The sequence below is a fragment of the uncultured Shewanella sp. genome, assembly GCF_947491715.1.
GTDB lineage: Bacteria > Pseudomonadota > Gammaproteobacteria > Enterobacterales > Shewanellaceae > Shewanella.
Map to the genome: position 1 here is coordinate 48683 of NZ_CANLKR010000014.1, position 22031 is coordinate 70713.

Annotated in this window: 22 protein-coding genes; 9 read left to right on the forward strand and 13 right to left on the reverse strand. The window is 37.8% G+C overall.

The annotated features are described in order from the left end of the window. Positions 1–168: 168 nt before the first annotated feature. Positions 169–351 carry a hypothetical protein gene (locus Q0779_RS11380; RefSeq protein ID WP_298772674.1) on the forward strand — a complete coding sequence of 61 codons (183 nt, stop codon included), beginning with the start codon at positions 169–171 and terminating at the stop codon, positions 349–351. Positions 352–842: 491 nt separating this feature from the next. Continuing rightward, entirely contained in the window at positions 843–1586 is a 744-nt protein-coding gene (locus Q0779_RS11385) for a 5'-nucleotidase, lipoprotein e(P4) family (RefSeq protein WP_298772675.1), read from the forward strand. Positions 1587–1779: 193 nt separating this feature from the next. On the opposite strand, the gene kwaB is transcribed toward Q0779_RS11385, so the two are convergent. The 7 genes from kwaB to cobA all read right to left on the reverse strand — a co-directional run bounded on the left by kwaB (position 1780) and on the right by cobA (position 7063). Continuing rightward, entirely contained in the window at positions 1780–2796 is a 1017-nt protein-coding gene (kwaB, locus tag Q0779_RS11390; protein ID WP_298772677.1) for an anti-phage protein KwaB, read from the reverse strand. Next, entirely contained in the window at positions 2793–3386 is a 594-nt protein-coding gene (gene kwaA, locus Q0779_RS11395) for an anti-phage protein KwaA (protein WP_298772678.1), read from the reverse strand. Before kwaA ends, kwaB begins: the two co-directional genes overlap by 4 nt. A 520-nt stretch (positions 3387–3906) precedes the next feature. Continuing rightward, entirely contained in the window at positions 3907–4029 is a 123-nt protein-coding gene (locus tag Q0779_RS11400) for a hypothetical protein (protein WP_298772679.1), read from the reverse strand. Positions 4030–4588: 559 nt separating this feature from the next. Beyond that, positions 4589–5149, reverse strand: a complete 561-nt coding sequence (locus tag Q0779_RS11405) for a hypothetical protein (protein ID WP_298772680.1) — start codon at positions 5147–5149, stop codon at positions 4589–4591. Between the two features lie 206 nt (positions 5150–5355). After that, positions 5356–5517: a hypothetical protein gene (locus Q0779_RS11410; protein WP_298772681.1), complete on the reverse strand. Its 162-nt coding sequence runs from the start codon at positions 5515–5517 to the stop codon at positions 5356–5358. A gap of 123 nt (positions 5518–5640) precedes the next feature. Next, positions 5641–6054 carry a hypothetical protein gene (locus Q0779_RS11415; RefSeq protein WP_298772682.1) on the reverse strand — a complete coding sequence of 138 codons (414 nt, stop codon included), beginning with the start codon at positions 6052–6054 and terminating at the stop codon, positions 5641–5643. A gap of 244 nt (positions 6055–6298) precedes the next feature. Continuing rightward, a complete protein-coding gene (gene cobA / locus Q0779_RS11420) occupies positions 6299–7063 on the reverse strand; it encodes a uroporphyrinogen-III C-methyltransferase (RefSeq protein ID WP_298772683.1) in 765 nt (254 codons plus the stop codon). A 273-nt stretch (positions 7064–7336) separates the two neighbouring features. On the opposite strand from cobA, the gene Q0779_RS11425 reads away from it, so the two are divergent. The 5 genes from Q0779_RS11425 to Q0779_RS11445 all read left to right on the forward strand — a co-directional run bounded on the left by Q0779_RS11425 (position 7337) and on the right by Q0779_RS11445 (position 13873). Continuing rightward, entirely contained in the window at positions 7337–8194 is an 858-nt protein-coding gene (locus Q0779_RS11425; RefSeq protein WP_298772684.1) for a PA4780 family RIO1-like protein kinase, read from the forward strand. A gap of 182 nt (positions 8195–8376) precedes the next feature. Continuing rightward, entirely contained in the window at positions 8377–11184 is a 2808-nt protein-coding gene (locus tag Q0779_RS11430) for a zinc dependent phospholipase C family protein (RefSeq protein WP_298772685.1), read from the forward strand. 132 nt (positions 11185–11316) lie between these two features. Continuing rightward, positions 11317–11742 (forward strand): hypothetical protein, encoded by a 426-nt coding sequence (locus tag Q0779_RS11435; RefSeq protein ID WP_298772686.1) that lies wholly within the window; start codon positions 11317–11319, stop codon positions 11740–11742. Positions 11743–12674: 932 nt separating this feature from the next. Then, on the forward strand, positions 12675–12935 hold the full coding sequence (locus Q0779_RS11440) for a hypothetical protein (protein ID WP_298772687.1): 261 nt from the start codon (positions 12675–12677) through the stop codon (positions 12933–12935). A 389-nt stretch (positions 12936–13324) separates the two neighbouring features. Next, entirely contained in the window at positions 13325–13873 is a 549-nt protein-coding gene (locus Q0779_RS11445) for a hypothetical protein (protein ID WP_298772688.1), read from the forward strand. A 144-nt stretch (positions 13874–14017) separates the two neighbouring features. On the opposite strand, the gene Q0779_RS11450 is transcribed toward Q0779_RS11445, so the two are convergent. The 3 genes from Q0779_RS11450 to Q0779_RS11460 form a co-directional block, all read right to left on the reverse strand. Further along, positions 14018–14548 carry a VOC family protein gene (locus Q0779_RS11450; protein ID WP_298772689.1) on the reverse strand — a complete coding sequence of 177 codons (531 nt, stop codon included), beginning with the start codon at positions 14546–14548 and terminating at the stop codon, positions 14018–14020. A 210-nt stretch (positions 14549–14758) separates the two neighbouring features. Next, complete coding sequence (locus Q0779_RS11455) at positions 14759–15199, reverse strand: GNAT family N-acetyltransferase (protein WP_298772690.1); 441 nt, start codon at positions 15197–15199, stop codon at positions 14759–14761. A 12-nt stretch (positions 15200–15211) separates the two neighbouring features. Continuing rightward, a complete protein-coding gene (locus Q0779_RS11460) occupies positions 15212–15667 on the reverse strand; it encodes an META domain-containing protein (protein WP_298772691.1) in 456 nt (151 codons plus the stop codon). Between the two features lie 145 nt (positions 15668–15812). Between Q0779_RS11460 and Q0779_RS11465 the strand changes: the two genes are divergently transcribed. Next, complete coding sequence (locus Q0779_RS11465; RefSeq protein ID WP_298772692.1) at positions 15813–16364, forward strand: GNAT family N-acetyltransferase; 552 nt, start codon at positions 15813–15815, stop codon at positions 16362–16364. 4 nt (positions 16365–16368) lie between these two features. Here the strand turns inward: Q0779_RS11465 and Q0779_RS11470 are convergent, their stop codons facing one another. The 3 genes from Q0779_RS11470 to Q0779_RS11480 form a co-directional block, all read right to left on the reverse strand. Next, positions 16369–16803, reverse strand: a complete 435-nt coding sequence (locus tag Q0779_RS11470; protein WP_298772693.1) for a GNAT family N-acetyltransferase — start codon at positions 16801–16803, stop codon at positions 16369–16371. A gap of 82 nt (positions 16804–16885) precedes the next feature. After that, on the reverse strand, positions 16886–18040 hold the full coding sequence (gene metK, locus Q0779_RS11475) for a methionine adenosyltransferase (RefSeq protein WP_298772694.1): 1155 nt from the start codon (positions 18038–18040) through the stop codon (positions 16886–16888). Between the two features lie 753 nt (positions 18041–18793). After that, on the reverse strand, positions 18794–19567 hold the full coding sequence (locus Q0779_RS11480; protein ID WP_298772695.1) for a hypothetical protein: 774 nt from the start codon (positions 19565–19567) through the stop codon (positions 18794–18796). A gap of 398 nt (positions 19568–19965) precedes the next feature. Between Q0779_RS11480 and tkt the strand changes: the two genes are divergently transcribed. Beyond that, on the forward strand, positions 19966–21957 hold the full coding sequence (gene tkt / locus Q0779_RS11485; protein ID WP_298772696.1) for a transketolase: 1992 nt from the start codon (positions 19966–19968) through the stop codon (positions 21955–21957). Positions 21958–22031: the final 74 nt, after the last annotated feature.

Genomic DNA, 22031 nt, shown 5'->3' on the forward strand with positions numbered 1-22031 from the left:
GGAATTAGACAAGCGTATTCTATGGGCGTTTAGCGCATAAATAGTCATAAAAAAGTTATTTACACCTCGTTTACTCTAAATATTCACCATAAACGCATAAATAAACAAACCAAGTCTACCTTAAATTGTCATTCTGCAGTCCATATATCATATATTGATGAAGGCATATTGGATCCGATAGAGTCATTGACACTCCATATTTCTCTACTACATAAAGAGCCACAATCAGAAACAGGTGGTTTTGGCGTAGAGCGTTTACAAATGGCGCAAACAGGACAAAGTATGAACTACGCCAAAGCCCATACTAAAGCAATCATTCAGCTCGAAAAAGAAGCAAAACAACTCAACTAACCATTGCCTAAAGCATATGAGGTACTTAAGGCATATTCATAACAAAGTGAGACACAACCGAACAAACAAAGAATTAACTTAAACATTTATACAAAAAACCACTTACCAAACTAATCAGTAACTCACGCAACGTAAATCACTCAAATTATGTGAATATACATGCTTATTTTGTCAAAGAGGGTAAGGATGTAAAATATCATGTAATAATATGAATACTAAGAATCTAAATTCTTCACACAGAGACATATAGTGATCAAAACAGCATCCATTTACACAAGAGTTCACAACCGATCATTGGACTCTCTAACGTCATCATAAACATCTAATGTTATAACCAATTCAACAATCAGAAGTCAGTTAAGAGTCCGACAACCCAAAAACTCTACTCTGAACAACTCGTCTGGATGTTTTAGCTTACATTCAATTACCACATAAGAAATTAATATTATTAAATATTAATACCATAAGTAACATATTAAGGTTTTTTATCCATGAAAAAAACAATCGCAGCATTATTACTTAGTCTTCCTTTTATTAGCACGACAGCGCTAGCCACCGCAAATGATGTCTGCAAGGCCAAAGAAAATGCCATGGGATTAAGTTACCAGCAACAATCGGGTGAGATAACCGCGCTACAACTACAAACTTATGCTTTTGCAACTGCGCGTTTTAAGCAGATCATACAAGCGCAGCCATCAACTCAAAAAATGGCCATCGTGCTCGATCTTGATGAAACAGTAATAGACAATAGCCCACTTCTAGTGCGTGACATGAATAATTGTCACGATTTTACTACCTGGGATACTTGGAGCGATTGGGAGCAAAAAGGCCAACCCACTCTTATTCCTGGCGCGAAAGACTTTTTAGATTATGTCGATACACAAAATGTGAAGATTTTCTATGTATCCGATCGCCTGCAAAAAAATAAAGCAGCAACCCTTAGCAGCCTAAAAGCACTCGACTTACCTCAAGTCAGCAATGGCAATGTCTTGCTTGATACTGACTCAAAGGAACAGCGCCGCGCTTCTATTCGTGAGCACTATGACATCATTATGTTATTTGGTGATACTTTAGCCGATTTTGATGCTGTCTTTAAAAACAAAAAATCAACAGAGTATCAACGTCATTTAGTGCAGCAACAAGCTGAGCATCTAGGGAAAGATTGGTTTGTACTACCGAACGCCTCTTACGGCTCTTGGATGAAGGCTCCTCTTACCGCTTGGGATGAAAAGTAAGCCTACTTTCAAAGTGAGCTAGCATCATTCACCCAACAAAGCCCAACGATAAAAATCGTCGGGCTTTATTTTAAATCGGCACTGCCGTTTGCTTTCCCACACCTTACTAAACAAGCTAAAAACAATAATTAGCTATAATCGCTAAGCCATACCTAACAGCTAAACTAAAAGTGTATTATTAATAGTGTATAAATTACGCGACTTGAAGCATATTACTTTCTGTATTTTCAGGAGTACTTTCTTCAGATAGTTCCTCTGCTTGAGTTTCTACTTCTGCTGCTTCGTCCTTTGTAAAACTAGTATAATGAAAGTTAGTCAGCTCCGAAGTTAAGAAGTCATCCATCAATATCTGAATAAATAAATTTTTAGATTTTCTAGTATCTAACTGAATTTTACTTTCATCACTATTAAAACGCAATTTTCCTTTTAAATTCGGGTATGCTTTGCAGAATTCGATAATTTTTCTGTTAGGTATGCCAGCTTTTAGCACTGGAGAAGCGTTCGCAACTCTAGTGAGTTTTCGAGCGAAAGCCATATCTTCAACAAGCTCATGAAGAGTTTCTGGATTTTCTAGTAATGCTATATTCTCAATAGCTTCTATACCAACTTTTGCCTCTCTCTTTATTGCATCTTGAAAACCAAAAAATTTCTCAATTGTTTTCAAGTCAATAACAACTAAATTTTTATCAACTTGTATTAATTGAAAATTAGGAGTTATCCTAAAAAACTCATCATCAATTTGTTGAAAACGAACATCTGACTTCTTAAGGAAAAAACTTTTTCTTCCATAAATATTTACTCTAGCCATGGTTTTATAAAGAATAATTTGTTTTTCACTGTTTCCAATCTCAACTAACAATGCAGTTACTTTTTCAATATCATCAGCAATATTGAATTTTTTATGGCCATCACTCTGATTTACATCACTTATTGAAGAAAGTTCACTCGGAATATCAATATCATATTCGTATAGTACATTTATGCGATCATCTGACGATGAAAGCATAACAACTTCTAATTCATCGTTCCTAACAATATCTTTATCTATGGCTTCCAAAAACAACTTTTTTAAGTCCGGTAACGCAGTTGCTTCAATATCAAGTTTCTTTGGCTTTTCTTCGCCTTTAATCACAACATATACGGTAATTCCAATATCACAAATATTTTTAGTAAAGTAGTTTAAGCTTATATTTAGTTCTTCCTTATTCATTCTCTTACCTTTTCTCCATAATAAATACGATCATCAATTTTTATATAAGACACATTATCGTTATTTGAAAGCTTACTAAGGGAAATAAGTATAATATCTCCCCGCATTTCATTGTTTTTAAAGCTTCCATCAACTTTGTAGATATGAAATCCAAAAAGGGCAAGTGATGGATTTGCATAAAACAAATCCGTTTTTACATATATAACTCCCATGACTACAAGCAAAACACCTAGAACAATCAAATATCTTTCACTATCAAAGTTAAAACTTACCAAGGGAATTACATAAGTCGCTAAAAATGTTAAATGCTCATAATTAACACATTCTATCCTTTTTATTTTAAAAGGAATATTAGTAGATCCCTGCAAATCAAACCTAAACTTTTTGTACTCGATCAATGCCCAAAACAAACATATCAAGCAAATTATCGGTATAATGTTTTTTTTAAATAATTCACTTACACCTATAAATTTACAACCATCCACATAACAGATTGGTACATCTACCTTCAAAACAAATATAAAAACAAAAAGTAGAGCTATGGATATTATATATAGACCTATTTTTTTATGTGTCATTGTTTCAATCATCTTTATTTACTACATCAAATCTAGACCGTCAAATTAACTATGTCACTTCACTAAGCATTCATCTCATTAAATAAGTAAAGGGCAACCACTTAACATGTTACATTGTGTTTTTCCTTGCCTTGTATCAGCTGTAAAATTAAGCTATTCAGTCAAGAGCTGTATTAGAAATAGCTATACGCTTACTGATATGAACTACTAAAAACGATTAATAAAACAAACCTCTGCTGACACCGATTAACTAAACACAATAAACAATTAATTCTATTCAGCTAGACTACCAACCTAGCTCTTATTCCAAAATAACCCATTTGAACTAAAACACAGAAAAACAAAGATCTAACTCACAAATCTTATTAACCTTTAATTTCAACCAAGCCTAAATCGAAGCAGCTCACTGCTTTTTCTTTAAGATCCCCATCGAAGTTACCGAAACACGTATTTAAAAATATCACTTGAATTAGGTGAGATGTCCATATATGTTCAACTAGTTTTCGCGGGGCAGGATGCCCCATCGGAAACGTTAGCGTATTTTTAATTGGAGTGTGAGGATATTAACTTCGTCAGGGGCGGCAAGGTGATCCAAGAGGGGATTGCTGTGGATCCCCTCTTGGTCCAGTGTGAGTGGAATCTCACGATCTTCCATCAAACAAAGCTTAATACTCCTCCCTGTGTGAGTGGGAACTCACGACGTTAGCCTCGCCGCAGGTGATAAACATAAAATAATTTCGTCTGGGCGTGATAGAGGTCATGGAGGTCATTAGAGTCAAGACCACAAAAGTAGTCTATCTGAGCGAGAAGAAAGAAGTCTCACTAGAAAAACAATTGTTATTCTCATGCTAATGACAAGAATTGATTGGGAGGCAGTTTATGTGTGGCCACCATACTGTCTTCATTCTAATTTTAAGATCGGGTTGATCCCCCTAAGTCAAAGTCTTTAAAAGCTTCAAGCGTTCAAGTTTTCCCCCTAATTCAGACTCTCCATTTTTTAAATTCTGTTGAATGTTGTCAGTGTCCAAGTGGAGGTTCATATCAAAAATAGGTTACCTGCTATTGCTAAATCACTCATATCAATACGTATAAACTAAGGCTTTAGAGACTTTAGCTTTAATGCGACTCAGCACAATTCGTTCAATCAATGATTTTAGACGCTTATCATTCACGGATATTTATCGGCTCACGGCTGTTTATCGGCTCAAGGCTGTTCAATAACTCCGCTCGTTTAACTTCTCTAACTTATTACCATTCAAATGATTTTCGGAGTTCTCATTCAAATTTTTAGGTAAATACCTTTCTACAATCTCTGGAATACCGGATGCTTGATTAAACTTCTCATCTTGCATTTTGTCATACAAAAATAAAAATACACTCAAGATCACAATAATCCCCGAGGCCACGAGACCTGAAATCACATTTTCAAAAATTGTTTTTGCTTTGCCTTTATAGAGCTTCTCTTCGATAGATTTAATGATGTGATCGTCACGTAGCTGCTTTTTATATTCATCCAACTCTTCAAATAACGACAACTGAGTGAACTTATTAACAATATCCTCAGCCTGCTGGCGATATCGAGCAAGGGAGTCTGGGGTTGAAGCCACATCATGAAAGTAACGATCGATTTCGTCTTTAACAGGGTAACTTCCCGTTTTCTCATATTGAACGTTAATCCATTTAATTTTCTCTTGCTTGTAAATGGCATAGGCAATCATGCCGACAAAGTCGTCATCACCTTCAATAATTTCGTCAAAAATTCGATGATACCACACAGCACACAACTCCTTATGTGTTGATTATGATTAATTATTCTTATTGCTTAATCTGTAATATAAAGGGTCATGTCCATTACCACTTCACAGACAAAGTCATTTTTAGACAGGATAAAGGCAAGAATAATGATGTGGGATTGCGCATTTAACTTTCTATGAAACTTTCATTTAACGCAAAAGAACAGAGTCAAAAAGAGATACAGTCGTTAGAGTTGAATTTTGGTTTTTGCATAGACGTGGTTGATTTCATCACAAGACATTTTACGGGCTAATATTTGTGCTTTAATTTGATGCGAAAGCGCATAGGAATCAGTACTTTTCTTATTTTTTAAAGCGGTTGCCGCACGCTTAATGGCTTCTAACGTCATAATGCTCGTCAATCCTTTACAGACATGTTTAAAAATAATACGTTACTAGAGTTAATATAGCAAGACTCACTTTTAAAAGGAGGTAAAAATATCCTTTCAAAGGATAAAATTATAACCCTATGATTAATTATGAAAAAAATTTTTATTTTTAAAGTAGTAACGAGTATTACTCCACCAATAAAAAGGGTTACAAGTTAAAAAGGTCGCTAAAAACCAAACCAGTATATTTCCACGGAGTATCATGAAAGATAAACCAAATAATAAACAACCTATTATTGTTTGAAGCGTAATCATCCATACTGCTTGTTGCGCCAATTTAATCTCAATAAAACTAAATGTGAGTATGATCAATGATTGTGCACGTAATGCATAAATGAACCAATAGCATCCAACATGAACATTAGGAATTTGACAGCGTATGGGTTGCTTTTGGGCTAAACCATGATGAACAGCAAGATGTCTGTCCTGTTGTTTACATTGATATTGAGCATAAAAATAGGTCAATAACATCGACACTATAATACAACTTAAGTACATAAAAATTCCCTTTAAAAGCACAAACTACCCAGCGATAAAATCACAAAACGAAATAAATCTTATTTATATTAACTGATTTTAGTACTTCGCTAGAAATCAATTTACACAAAATTTAACTTGGCAACACTAAAGCCTAACGCCAAAGTAAAAATATTAATTACAATACTTTATAGTATACCGTCCCTGATATACCTTAGAGCGAGTTGTTCTTTTATGGTTAAAATACAACCTGAAAAAGTAAGTTCTATGTTTGGTACCAATTGAGCGTTTCACAAAGCTGGACCACTTCACCGATAATCATTAATGCTGGCATAACTAGCTCTGGATGGGTGGCTAAGCGGTCTAGTTCATTTAACGTACCGATAAATGTACGTTGCCCTGGTGTGGTCGCTTTTGACACTATCGCCACAGGCGTCTGTGCATTCCTGCCCGCCTGCATTAACCCTTGTTTGATCAAGTTAGCGTTTAAAATCCCCATATAGATCACTAATGTATTATTGGGATTGGCATAGGTATTCCAATCAATAGGCTGACTTTTTAATTGGCAGTGACCTGTCATAAACGTGACGCCTTGCGCATGATCCCTATGGGTGAGTGGGATCCCGGCATAAGCGGCTGTACCACTGGCCGCAGTAATACCGGGGATCACTTCAAAATCTAATCTAGCCTTAACAATAGCTTGTAACTCTTCGCCACCTCGACCAAAAATGAATGGATCGCCTCCCTTTAACCGCACAACATTTTTGCCCGTTTGTCCTTTTTCTATCAAAATGTGATTAATTTCATCTTGCGGCACACTGTGCTTACCCGCCCGTTTACCCACAGGAATTTTTTCAGCTGTTTCAGGTAACACAGACATAATGTCATCACTTATTAGTGCATCATATAAAACCACTTCAGCGGATTGTAAAATGCGGTACGCTTTCAGTGTGAGCAGTTCGACATCGCCAGGACCTGCACCCACTAACCATATTTTGCCTTTAAGGTTGTTGTCCCTTGTTTTCGTCACTGCTACCACTCACTTTATTAAGATGACATATAGACACCCAATATACCTTGTCTCTTATAACTTAATAAATATATAAAAATTAAAATTTATACCTTTATGGTATAAGCATCCCACAAAGATACGTGTTTGCCTTTAAATTAGTAAAAACAGATTTTGCATGATTTTACGCTAATCACCTCATTTTTTATGCTAACCTGACGATATTATTAATACATAAAAAATAAAATCCCGTTATATGTTCCATCTCTTGCCTAAGTAGGGTATAAGACCCCAATGAAAATTCCAAAAAGAATACAACCACTCGTCGACGAAGGCCTAGTGGATGAAGTACTAAGACCCCTAATGAGCGGCAAAGAAGCTGATGTCTATGTGGTTCGCTGCGGCCATGATGTTCGTTGCGCCAAAATTTACAAAGAAGCGGATAAACGTAGTTTTAAAAAAGCCGTTGAGTACCGTGAAGGGCGTAAGGGACGTAATAGTCGACGCGCCCGCGCAATGGAAAAAGGCTCCAAATTTGGTAAGCAAGAACAAGAGCAAGCTTGGCAAAATGCTGAAGTGGATGCCCTGTATCGACTTTCTTATGCTGGCGTAAGAGTCCCCCAGCCATATGGCTGCTTTGATGGCGTACTGTTAATGGAGCTTATTACCGATGAGCAAGGCTTTGTCGCCCCCAGACTCAATGACGTATCATTAACCCCAGAGCAAGCTAAAGCGCACCATAAGAAACTCATGAAAGATGTTCAACTTATGCTCTGTGCAGGCCTTATTCATGGTGATTTATCCGAGTTTAATGTCTTACTCGACCATACTGGTCCCGTCATTATTGATCTTCCTCAAGCCGTTGATGCTGCTGCCAATAACAATGCCAAGCGTATGCTGGAACGTGATGTGAATAACATGACTCAATATTATGGCCAATACGACCCTGACATCTTATCCACTCGCTACGGAAAAGAAATGTGGGCCTTATTTGAGTCTGGTAAATTGTCGCCCGATACCGAATTAACGGGTCATTTCAAAGAAAGCAACAAAGTGGCGAATGTCGATTCTGTACTCGCTGAGATCCAAGCCGCTTTCGATGAAGAACAAGATAGAAAAGATCGTATTTTACAAGCGAATATGAGTGATTAGTGGTTCATTTATTTTAAATTAAGTGACTTAACTTACCCGATAATCTCTAATTATCGGGTTTTTTATTCCCCCAAAAAAATCAATTAACTCATATATATTATTAGATATACACACAATATACTTTACATTAACATACACGAAAGACTCAAAGTAAATTCAAAGTGTTAATAAAGGAATATGCAGTGTTATATCGTGTAAAAGTAGTATTAGGTCTTCTCTTGCTTAGCCTCTCTCTTTCAGCTCAAGCTTATAAAATTCAATCTCATGTATGGATAGGACAACAAATCATTAATGATCTTGAAAGTGATGGTAAGCTTTCTATCGAACTTGATGGCAAAATTATCCAATTATCCGTTCCTTCAGATGTAAAACAAGCAATATTAAGTTATCAAGATGCCTTTTTAATGGGTCATATTGGCCCCGATGCAGCGCCGGATATTTTAGTCGGTCAATCCCTGATCCATCCAGGAGAAAATGGTTGGAATACAGCAGAATGGTTAAATTACTTACTCAATGAAGTTAACAGTCCCAACACTAATAATAAAACCTTAATGACCGCCTATAGTTATGGATTTTTAGGTCACGCTTCATCAGATGTATTCGCTCACACATACGTTAATAAATACGCTGGTGATATTTTTTCACTCACTGACGAGACATTAGTCGAAACCAGACACATTGCACTCGAAGGCTATATTGCCGATAAAACACCAGCGATTCGTAACAACGCTGGCCAAACTTGGCCATCGGCTTACCACAGAGTCAATATCGAAAATGATTATGCCAATAACGTGCGAGATACACTCATTTATAACGACACAACTCAGGTTTTATATCAGCAAAGTACCTACGCTAAACACCTAGCGGCTTATTGGCAATATCGTCAAGTCATCGATGATTTAGCTGAGGCAGGCATTTGGCATGAAATCGATAAATGGGTCACTCAAATTGCCGCCCAATACTGGCTCAATATTGATTTATCAGATGCCGAAGCAGGCGCAATAGTCGATGCCGTGCAACCTGTTCTCGATATCTTAAATGGCCCTGTTACCGACGAACTTCAAGCTGCCAGTAATAAAATGTATGCCATCAGCAATAAATTCGAAACCTTGCAAGTTGATGGTATGGAAAAAATAAATGATGAAGCAAAAACACTTCAACGAGATTTACTCAATACAAAACAAAAACTAGAAACAACCCTTTTAGAAATAGACTCTCATTTTAGAGGTAAATCTTGTGAAAGACTAGATGATGCTACTCAATGGGATCCAACAGGATTATCCGAATGGATATCAAACCATTCTATAGGAGTTTCTATTCTTCGAGGATTATTTGGAAGAGAAAGAAAACGCCCCTCAACAGAAACTCATAGAATCAATGGAACCCATAACGATTTCAAAACCGCTAAAACTGAACTTATAAAAAACATCGAATTTAATAGAAAAAAAATTCCTACATTTGCCTGTAGGGACGGCGATAGTATCTGCTTCAATAAAAGAGCTAATGTTCAGCACGATCTAGATATCGACAGAAACATGCTAAAACTAGTTGAACTAGAACTATTGTTATGGCCTGATATTAAAACTGTTGAAAAGGAGGAATGTTGGGTTGAAGACACACTCCCCCCAACACAAAAATGTAGAATAACAAGAGTCCCTTATACAAGTAGTGTTGTATACAGTACAGGACAAGGTACTCACCCTAATGTTAATGATGCCGCAGGCAGTACTGCAATAGGTAAGCTTTGCTATGATGTAAACGATACGATTAATGACCAATTAATCGATATCGTGAATGTAAAATATTCACTAGAAAATGAATTACTAGAAAACCATATTGCCTATACTGAAAAGGTCATCGAACTGAAAAAAGAAATGATCGCCGCAAGCGAGTCCGTTAATAATGTTGCCAATGCCTTTGTCGATCTTAATCAAGTGATCTCGCTTGATGTTTCCCCCATACAAGGTTTACTGCGAAGTTGGCGAGGGGATTTAGACAGCGCTATGTCTGCCTACGTCAAAGCCAATGGGCAAGTCATGCTAAACAGTACCTACACAGGTGCGGAGACTATTGAGCCATTAGAAACTTGGTTTAAATGCTATCATGCACAACTGCTCGGTATTCCCAGCGCTGTAGGCAATGCCTGTAATGCTGGGTTATTATCTTCGATTCGAGAACTTATCGATGCAATGAAGAATATTGTTGAAATCATCAACACATTAGCATCGCCACCTGGCGTATCATCGAGCGTTAAAGCAAAAGTTGAAGAGCTCTCTAACAATATCATCGAAGATTTAACGAATGAACTTAAACAACAAGTAGGTGATGAACTGCGTGACTTAGTGCCCGAAAATGTGCAATTACTTCTCGATGTATCGTCCGAAAAAATCAATGACTCTAGATTAAACCACTACTTTAGCGTGCCTGAAACGCAGTCTTCAAAAGGAATTTTGATGCTACCTGATATGGCACAACGCATAAAAGCAGATATGCAATTAAACACGACCGGAAAATTTGACCCAAACCAGTTTTCCGTTGTTTTTAATTCACTGCAATTAGCTAAATTGGCTTTACTTGATACCAATGGTTTATCAGTTTTAGCCACCCAAGCGGGATTACCATCCAATAGTTTCAGTGGTACTCATAATATTATGGCAAGTGCTTTTGCAAACATCGATGGTAACCATCAATGGATGCCCATTGCACCACCTTTACCTAATAGCCACGATGTCTATAATCAAAGTCTGAATAGCTATTCAACCAACATAGGATTTGTTCCTTGGAGGGAGAATAACCGAGATAAACTCTTTAACGGCCTATTTAAAGGCCCACTCACTCCGAATTTAGATAGTATGTTTTCAGGTAATCATATCGCAGGCAGTAACTACCCCTATCAAGTGTGTATGGCAAATCCTTTCCCTGCCAATTTACAAGATAGAAAATGCTTAGCAATAATCCTGATCCCCATTCTCACCGGAATGTTGCATTAATGATATAACATCACTATTTGTATTCTTACTTAAGAATACAATAATAAAAATGAGTTACTTTAATCGGTTAATAAAATTTTCAGTTAAAGTAACTCGCTTTAAAAACATATTCACTGACTAGAGAATCAATACATGACATACCAAGAGTGGGACTTTATTGCTGACACGTATATTCCTTTATTGGGTGTATATTTTGTCATATCCGTGGTAAAAATCTCAAGAAATAGAGGTTGGATTAATGTAAAGCAATCTATTGTCGGTATTATCGTTTCAATCGGCTTTATCTATGGGCTCATGTGGCTAGATGACACGATGAATATTTGGCCTCGATTCGGGCTCGATTACAGTACCCATACCGCACTCGCTTTGGTCTTTATGGTTTACTTTTCCCGTCAATCAACAACAAAATTCATATTAGCAACATCTTCAATGCTGCTTTATTGTCTGTTAATGGTATATCAGCAATACCATAGCATCATGGATATTCTAACCACAAGTATTATGACCTTACCTTTTATTTATTTAGCCCAACTCAAAACGCTCAGAACGAAAATGTGAGCGAATAAAATATTAAATAAACCCAACTAAATTAACGATATCAAACCAAACTAACCAGACTAGACCACACCAGATTATGACTAACTTATAAGACACTGCCATCATCGCCCCCTACTCTACTTTATTATTGACTCGCTTATTCTCACACATCGGTATGACTTACATTTCTTATACAAGCCTTAGTGAACCAGACTAAAGCCTAATTGCCATAATGATATTAGCCTATTTTGAGTAACATTAAAGCGCCTCTTTTAAAATAAAAACAATAATCACATAAAATGACAACTATCCTGTTGTAGAAATAAAGTTAAAAACAAAATACAAACCTTAAAGATCATTTTTTAAACCATTACACAACAAAAAATGTGTATCATCTATTTTTTCCGCACTAAAATAAAAATATTATTTCAAATAAATAACAGTGAAAAACCCAATTAATTCTTTTAAATTTGAAACTTGAGAACAAAAAAATAAAAAAACACCTACCAATTCAACACTGCTTATCATAAAAGAACACATTAACGTTAACACATTAAATATAAACATTATTTAATAAATAAAATCTAAAATAACATATTGATATCAAAACATCTTCAGAAGTTTCTGCCCCTTCGTCAGCCGCCCCCCCTATACAATAGATTCAATCTTTATTGAGTCACAGCGGATCCCGACCACATTTTGATAAGATTTTTATGAGCAATGTCTCGGATTATTCGAAAATTCGCTATTTTGTAGCCTCAGAATTATTCCTTTCAACCACGATTGATTTTATGATTAAGCCAATACCCCAACTTATCTTATCTGTGATAAAGGCTTTTCAAATAATAACGCTGCTTGGTCCACTTTTTGGTTTAAATATGCTGGGATCCTAGGCACTATTTTATGTGGTTGGCTTTCAGGTAAATGAGCCAAAGGTAAACGTGTGTCGCTTATTGCTAAGATCTAGGATTGACTTATTACTCATGCTGGTTGCCATTCCTATTTGTTGGCTTAACCTTATTCATGAAATTTGGATTTATATGGCCTCACTCACCGCATTAGGCTTTCTTATCTATGGGCCTGTTATGCTCATAAGCTTATATGCTTTAGATTTGGTTCCCAAAAAAGCCGCAGGCATGGCCGCTGGATTTACTGGTCTTTGGCTATGTTGTCGGAACCGTTCCCGCCAATGCGATTATGAGCACCGTCATTGAATACTCAGGCTGGAACACAAGCTTTTATTTACTGATAGCATCGGTATTCTTTGCGTGATTGTTTCTCGCGCTCGCTTGGGATCCCAAACTGCATCATCATAAAGTGGATCAATAATACTGAAACTGACTCACCGTATATGAATTGGCTAATTAATTTAAACTCACTCTTTTCCCGCTTTTAGTTGCTTTGAATTCACACAAAGATTTACATTCAGACATAACCTGACATAACTGAATGTAAATCTCAAAATTAAAAAACCTAACGACTTGAATAAAAAAATATAAATTAAAAATATCACCTAACAATTACAAGATTAAAATAAATTAACTATTCAAGTAAAATAAACTTTAGTTAATCACTTAAAATTTATTAAATCGACAGGTGTACCATGAAAAAATTAACATTCTCTTTAATTGCCCCTATTTTTGTTTTCAGCTCTTATTGCTTTGCTTATGACTCAACAGCAACGATCACAATAACAAATAATAGTGATAGTACTATTACGTTTAATGAAGAGTCATCTGTGGATTCCATTGGCACTTTTAAAAACTCTGATGATCAACAAGAGGACTACGTGGCCTATGAGTTTTCAAAGTCTATATTTGATCAAACTACTGGTGCTGAAACTGTTGGTTGCAATACAAGCGAAATTGCTCCTAATTCATCATGTTATATGGAAATATACACAAATAAAGATAAAAATCAGAAAAAGACACAAATTGATTTGGTCTTTGGCGATGATGATGAAAATTCATGGGAATTTCAATTAGACATTAATTCTAAACACTGTGGTAGAGATGCTAATACAACTAAAAGATATCGCTGGAGGCTTCATAATGAAACAGACAATGTAAATATTCCAGATCACCACGGAGACTGGGCTGATAAATGTCAAGGCGGAGCCCCAAATGCTGATTTTACAGTCACTTTGAATTAAGCCGTTAAAATAATACTTCAAAACAGCCACCATTCTTTAAATAATCGATGGTGGCTTTACTGTATTCCTTATTCAAATCCGTGCATAAACCGTCCGATTGTTTTTCTAAATATTACGCCGAAAAAGCTCCGAACTGACTTCATCTTAGTCCTCTAAGTTCATGGGTTCAACATTAACATCTTCAAGTGTCAGTTCACGTGTCCATGATGCTAATTCAAGTAATATTCCATCTGGATCTTTAAAATATATCGATCGGATAAAAGTCGATTTATTTAATTCCTGACCGATCCCTTGTTCAGAATCATCATGATAAACATCCGTACACTCCAATCCTGCTTGCTTCAACCGCTGCTTATAATCATCCATTCTCTCCAATGGCACATCAAAAGCAACATGATTCATCGAGCCATGTGCTGTCGTTATGTCCCCTTTAGTGACTAAATTTTTGGCCGTTGTCACCCCAGGCTGCGACTCAGGGGCATCGGAAAACCAAAAAAAGGCTAATTGATCACCTCCACCACAATCAAAAAAGAAATGCTGACCATGTCCACTTGGTAAAGTCACTGTCTTAGTTAACGGCATTCCCAAAATATCACGATAAAACGTAATCGTTTTTTTCATATCTCGGCAAACCAACGCAAGATGATTGATCCCTCGAAATTCAAAATTACCCATAAAAATATCCTTACACTAAGGCTGAATATTAAATTTTTAAAACAATCACTTCTATTCTATTGTTTCTTTGGTTAGCCATTTAAACGGTAGGCGAAAAGACATCTAACCAATAAAAACCGTTTCCATACTTCAAATACCAAATAGTCTCAGCCTAAATCCAAATAATGCTCATTGTCCTGATGTTTCTTTAATAAGCCAATTTTCTTAATACTACTCTTCAAATAAAAGATAGTGGCTTTGCTGCATGCCCAATGCAGAGTACGTATTCTGGGCCACTTGATTGTGTTGCTCAACATAAAGCCGAAAACTTACCGCACCGCCCTGTGCTTCAGCTCTGTCTTTCACGGCTTGATATAGCTTCTTATAAATCCCTTGGCGTCGATATTGTGGCGAAATGTATACACTTTGGATCCAATAATAATCTTTTGCTTGCCAATCACTCCATTCAAAGGTGACCATCAAAGAGCCCGCAATCTCGCCTTCAATATCCGCGACTAAATAAAAGCCTTTTTCAGGCGATTCAATCAACCGGCTCACACCTTGATTGAGAAGCGTAACATCCAGATCGCGTCCTTCTGTCTCTTTTGCCATTGCCAGATTAAACGCCACTAGCGCCGCTTTATCATTTTGTTGAGCTTGACGGATCTGCATCTACATCATTCCTTATTTTTCTAATATCACCGAAACATTATCATCTTGAAAATTAGAAGTTTTATTTAGGATAAACAATGTCTTATCATCTTCATCTTGTAATAATAATTGCGTTTTAACCAACCGCGCTTGAGTCACTTTTGGCATTAACGTCATCACTTGTTTTTCTTGTGACTCTAATGCATCAACACAAGCTTTCATTGTTCCTGCTTCAGGGGCTAAAGTTAATGCATCACCGATAAAGGTATAATTCCCCGAAAAGGTATTACAACTATTATTGCCACTCAATACACCGTTTTGACTAAAATTTAATTTAGCTGGGCTGTAATTGACAACTGATTGGCCATTGATTTTCTCAATATGCCATGCCCCTTCCAGTTTAAGTTGATTATCAACTGTCACTCCTGTCGATTGGCAGCCAGTAAGCAGTAATACAACACTGACTTGGATCAATCTTAACGTCACCATATTTGCTCTCAAAGCCATTAATTTAATTACATTTTAATAATTATAACGTAAAAATCAGTAAGATAAAGTTAATTTGAGAAAAGAAACCCCCACCAATGTAGGCCTAAATACGGTATTATCCCTAAAAAGCACTATTGAGAACACTATGAAGATCAGAGCCGCGCATGCAACAGACATTAGCGCATTAGCGCAATTGGAGCAAACCTACCAACAAGATGAGTTATCTCAGAATCAAGCAACTAAACTGCAAGGCCAAAGCTTTAATCACAATGATCTGGCACGACTCATTGAAAAAGAGTACTTATGGGTAGCTGAAGTCGAAAGCCATATCGTCGCTTATGTTATTGCTGGCAGTTGGGCTTTCTTTGAACACGGGCCAATTTACCAAATGCTGCTACGAAGAATTCAGCATATGGAGCTCGAGTCTATCACCCTAACAAAAGACAATACTTGCCAATATGGCCCAATTTGGATCCATCCTAGCTATAGAGGAAAAGGGTTATTTAATAATTTAGTCAATCAGATAAAACAACAAGTCGTCAAAAAGTACCCTTATATGATCACTTTTATTTCTGATGAAAATGAGCGATCTTTTGCCGCCCATACCCAAAAAGCAGCCATGCAAGTCATCGACTTCTTTACCTTTGAAGACCGTGACTACTATTTGTTATTGAGTCACACAAGAGATGAAGCGTGACATTTCAATTATTGTTCCCAACATATTGCATCAAAAGCAAGGGTTTTCCTTGCTTTTGATATTTCAATAAAAGCTGCATGATATCATTTGGACCTTGCTGAATTGACATAAAGCCACTGCACTGATAAAAGTCAGTTAAAGATGCTTCAGTGAATAAATAAATCGGCTTTTCGTCCAAATGAACGCATGTTTTGAGTATTAATTTCTTCGCCAATCCCATACCTTGAAAAGTGGGATCGACGAGTAATCCCGTCATTAACAGTAATTTCCCTATTGGTCTAAAGCGGACGCTTGCGACAATTTGCGTAGAATTTAATTGGAATACTGCCATCGCTTCTTTACGATTCAGCCTAGCATAAGGCATATATTGACGATAGAAAGCTTTAACTTCTCGCCTATTCTCAGACAGCCAATTAAACTTCAATTGCTTAATATTCATAGTATTCCTAAATTATAAGTACAAAAAAACCGCCCAAAGGCGGTTCTTATACACATACATATGTTATCCAATGCAACGAATATTAAAGACCGGCATCGCTACGTAACACTTCAGCTTTATCCGTTTGCTCCCAAGGGAACTCACTACGGCCAAAATGCCCATAAGCCGCTGTAGCTTGGTAAATTGGGCGGGCTAAATTTAACATTTCTGTTAATCCATAAGGGCGTAAATCAAAATGTTGACGCACTAAGTCAATCAAGATGTCGTGAGACACTTTTTCTGTGCCAAAGGTCTCAATACTGATGGAAGTCGGCTCTGCCACACCAATAGCATAAGACACTTGTAATTCACAACGTTCAGCGAGGCCAGCTGCAACAATGTTTTTCGCGACATAGCGAGCAGCGTAAGCTGCACTGCGATCCACTTTAGAAGGATCTTTCCCCGAAAATGCGCCACCACCATGACGTGCCATACCGCCATAAGTATCTACGATGATTTTACGACCCGTTAAACCACAATCGCCGACAGGACCACCAATCACAAAACGGCCTGTTGGGTTAATAAAATATTTCGTATCACGATTGAGCCATTGCGCGGGTAACACAGGCTTAATAATGGTTTCCATTACCCCTTCAATCAAATCAGCTTGGCTAACCGTGTCACAGTGTTGAGTGGATAACACAATCGCATCAATACCTTGAATCTTACCGGCATTATCATAGGCAAATGTCACTTGGCTCTTCGCATCTGGGCGTAACCAAGGTAAAGTGCGGTCTTTACGAACTTCAGACTGACGCTTAACCAATTTGTGGGCATAAGTCACAGGGGCAGGCATCAAAACATCCGTTTCGTTACTGGCATAGCCGAACATAAGACCTTGATCACCAGCACCTTGCGCTTTGGGATCGGCCCGATCAACCCCTTGATTGATATCAGGGGACTGCTTACCAATCGCATTTAACACTGCACATGAATCAGCATCAAATCCCATATCAGAGTGAACATAACCAATATCGCGAACAGTTTTACGCGTAATTTCTTCAATATCAACCCATGCCGAAGTCGTCACCTCACCGCCAACCATCACCATGCCAGTTTTGACATAAGTTTCACAAGCGACGCGCGCTTTTGGATCTTGCTCTAAAATAGCGTCTAGAACCGCATCAGAGATCTGATCGGCGATTTTATCAGGATGACCTTCTGAGACCGACTCAGAGGTGAACAAGTGCTTTGCCATGATGAATAATCCCGTATAATTACAATTTGAATGTGTAGAAGTATCTACATCTAGACGTCTATCTTAGTGGAAAATCGCATCAGTTAATAGCCTTAAACGTTAAAATTTATCAATTGAACACGCAGAAATTTTGATACAACACAATAAAATAAAACGATTAAAATAATTAAAATCAATTTATTAAAGTAAACCTACCAGGCTGTAAAGTTATTGCCGAGACGAACTAATATCATGAAATATGATGCTTAAGAATAACTATTCCACCTAATCAATTGATGCTTTCACAGCTAAAATCACATGCTTTTAAGAGTTATTGACATCTTTTTCTATACTGACATTAACCTTTATTTATGCTTTGTAGGTCACAATCAATTTTAGCCAGGGGCAGGATTTTCTTTAACTGGCAATATGTTTATTATACCAATTCTATTTTGAAATCCATTTATTTTTTAGCATTACTGCGCTGTATATCATCAGTTTTACCATCGGATTTTTAAACCCTATGTCCAGTAGTTTTGCCATGGCCAATATCAAACAGGGACAAGGAATGGCCTCCGCCCTACTAACCTTTGCTTTTGCCCTAGTATCTAGCTTATACAGTTTGGCTCAGGCGAATCTCATGTTATCAAATGAGCAATTTACTTTAGGTTCTATGTTTATTTCTTTTTACTTTTTACTCTTTATAGCTATATCACTGGTTCGATATAAATTTACCTGAGCTTTTTATTCTGTCATAAAAACTCAGGTAAATGATTAACGTCGACAACTTTGTACTTTACCTCGTTTATTTTTAACGGGTGGCTCCCATATTTCAAAAAAGCGACAAGTCGATAATGCTATCGCATTATCATTAATTTGATTATTCGCAAGCAAGTCTTCTTTAGAAACTGGCACAAAATCACGGCTCGACACTCTGCTTAATAACTGAATCCCACCAAACTCTACAAAAAGTGATTCCCCTTTGACATCTTCAATATTCACAAGAAACGACAAGGCTCCCATTGTCCCAGTCGCCTGCGGACCAAAAAAATTAGCCCAAAAACCTTCTCGTCCGGTCGTCGATGCTGTCGCGCCATCCCAATGAGCTGTACTTCTATCCCAATTAGCTTTCACTACCATCACCCCGGAATAAACAAATGCATCGACATGAAATTCTTTTTGGTAAATCGCTAACACCTCTTCCTTTATTGCCTTAAATTTATCTTTATCCGCTTTTCCCGTTTTAGCATCAAATAAATCACCGCTTTTTGCTTTCACTGTATCGTATATATGACGCCATTCTTCGGCAGGAATAACCTCAAATCCTTTTTGTTCAAATACACCTTGTAATTGTGCATTAAAATACCCTCGCTTTTCTTCTTCATTAGGGACCTCAACCAATAGATTCGTTGGCATCAAACCAACACGTTTAACATTTGTCAAAATCATATTTTTATCCGCTTTATATGGGTTATAAGCAGACGTTGATTGACATCCAGATAGAAAAACCAGCAATAATACAGTGACAAAAATTGTTTTTATTTTCATTATTACAACTCGCAATTATAGGTTACTCACTAAAAACGAGATAATATCTTAAAAAACAACCTTAAGTAACATAATAAAAACATAGGCAACAAACTAATTTCATTCGTTAGGTGCAACGTGCAATAAATAACCATAAGCGTCATCTTCAAGACATTGGGTTAAGGAGGGGTCACACACAACTTAACCACACCTTAAAAAATAATGACCTTATTATATTGAATAAGATATAAGCAACCTACTGTATTCATTATTATTAAAGATCATCAATTGCTTTTTTCATAAGATAGACCCGAATAAAGCACCATTGTTAACGAATTTTATTTGCTTCAACGCGATTAGTAAGGGAAAATATGCCTCCATAATTGCAGACTACACCTCAATCATAAGCAGGAGAGAGCATGTCATCTCGTAAAGAACTCGCAAACGCTATCCGCGCACTCAGCATGGACGCCGTTCAAAAAGCAAACTCTGGTCATCCAGGCGCACCTATGGGCATGGCTGATATTGCTGAAGTTTTATGGCGTGATCACCTAAGCCATAACCCTGCTAACCCAGAATGGGCTAACCGTGACCGTTTTATCTTATCTAACGGCCATGGCTCTATGTTGCATTACTCGTTACTTCACCTTGCGGGTTACGATTTACACATCGAAGATTTGAAGCAGTTTCGTCAATTGCACTCTCGTACACCAGGGCACCCTGAATACGGCTATGCCCCAGGCATTGAAACCACAACAGGTCCATTAGGCCAAGGGATCACTAACGCTGTCGGTATGGCAATTGCTGAACGTGCATTAGCCGCACAGTTCAACCGCGAAGGCCATAATGTCGTTGATCACTTCACTTATTCTTTCATGGGTGACGGTTGTTTAATGGAAGGGATTTCCCATGAAGCCTGTTCATTAGCCGGTACTTTAGGTCTTGGTAAGCTTATCGCTTTTTGGGATGACAATGGTATCTCTATCGACGGCGAAGTCGAAGGTTGGTTTACTGACGATACCGTTAAACGTTTTGAAGCCTACGGTTGGCACGTTATTGCTGGTGTTGATGGCCATGACAGCGATGCTATCAATGCGGCGATTGAAGCAGCGAAACACGATCCTCGCCCAAGCCTATTATGCTGTAAAACCATCATTGGTTACGGCTCCCCCAATAAAGGTGGCAGCCATGATTGTCACGGTGCGCCTCTAGGTGATGCTGAAATTGCAGCAGCCCGTGAATTCTTAGGCTGGGAACATGCACCTTTTGAAATCCCTGCTGACATTTATGCCCAGTGGGATGCAAAAAAAGCCGGTCTTGCTGCAGAGCAAGCTTGGGATAAAAAGTTTGCCGCCTATAGCGCTGCATACCCAGAACTCGCAGCTGAACTTAAACGCCGCACATTAGGCGAGCTTCCTGCCAACTTTGCAGACGACTCAGCAGCCTATATTAAAGAGCTACAAGCGAATCCTGCTAATATTGCTTCTCGCAAAGCATCGCAAAACGCACTTGAAGCTTATGGTAAAATGTTGCCAGAATTTATGGGCGGCAGTGCCGATTTAGCACCGTCTAACCTGACCATGTATTCAGGTTCTCAGCCGCTAACATTGGATGATGCATCCGGTAACTACATCCACTACGGTGTCCGTGAATTCGGTATGTCAGCCATCATGAACGGTATTGCTCTGCATGGCGGTTTTGTGCCTTACGGTGCAACCTTTTTAATGTTCATGGAGTATGCTCGTAACGCTCTGCGTATGGCAGCGATTATGAAGCAACGCTCTATTTTCGTTTACACTCATGATTCTATTGGTCTAGGTGAAGATGGCCCGACTCATCAACCTGTTGAGCAAATGGCATCATTACGTTTAACCCCTAACATGAGCACTTGGCGTCCTTGTGACCAAGTCGAATCTGCTGTCGCATGGAAATACGCTATCGAGCGTAATGATGGCCCAACATCATTGATTTTCTCTCGTCAAAATCTTTCGCAACAAACACGTACAGATGAACAGCTCGCAAACATCGCAAAAGGCGGTTATACCTTAGTCGATTGTGAAGGCACACCTGATGTGATTTTAATTGCGACGGGCTCTGAAGTTGAACTTGCCGTTAAAGCACAAGCTGAATTGGCAAACACAGGTCATCAAGCACGGGTTGTCTCAATTCCAGCAACCGATGTATTTGACAAACAAGATGCGGCTTATAAAGAGTCAGTACTACCAAGTGCTGTCGCTAACCGCGTCGCTGTTGAAGCAGGTATTGCCGATTACTGGTATAAATATGTTGGCCTGAATGGTCGTATCATAGGTATGACCACCTTTGGTGAGTCGGCCCCAGCTAACCAACTTTTCGACATGTTTGGCTTTACTGTCGATAACGTGGTTGCCGCCGCTAAAGAGTTACTTTAATACTGTTTTTAGCACTATGGCGCAATGTGATTTAAGCATGTTACGACAACAGGCTTTGTTAACATCTTAAATCG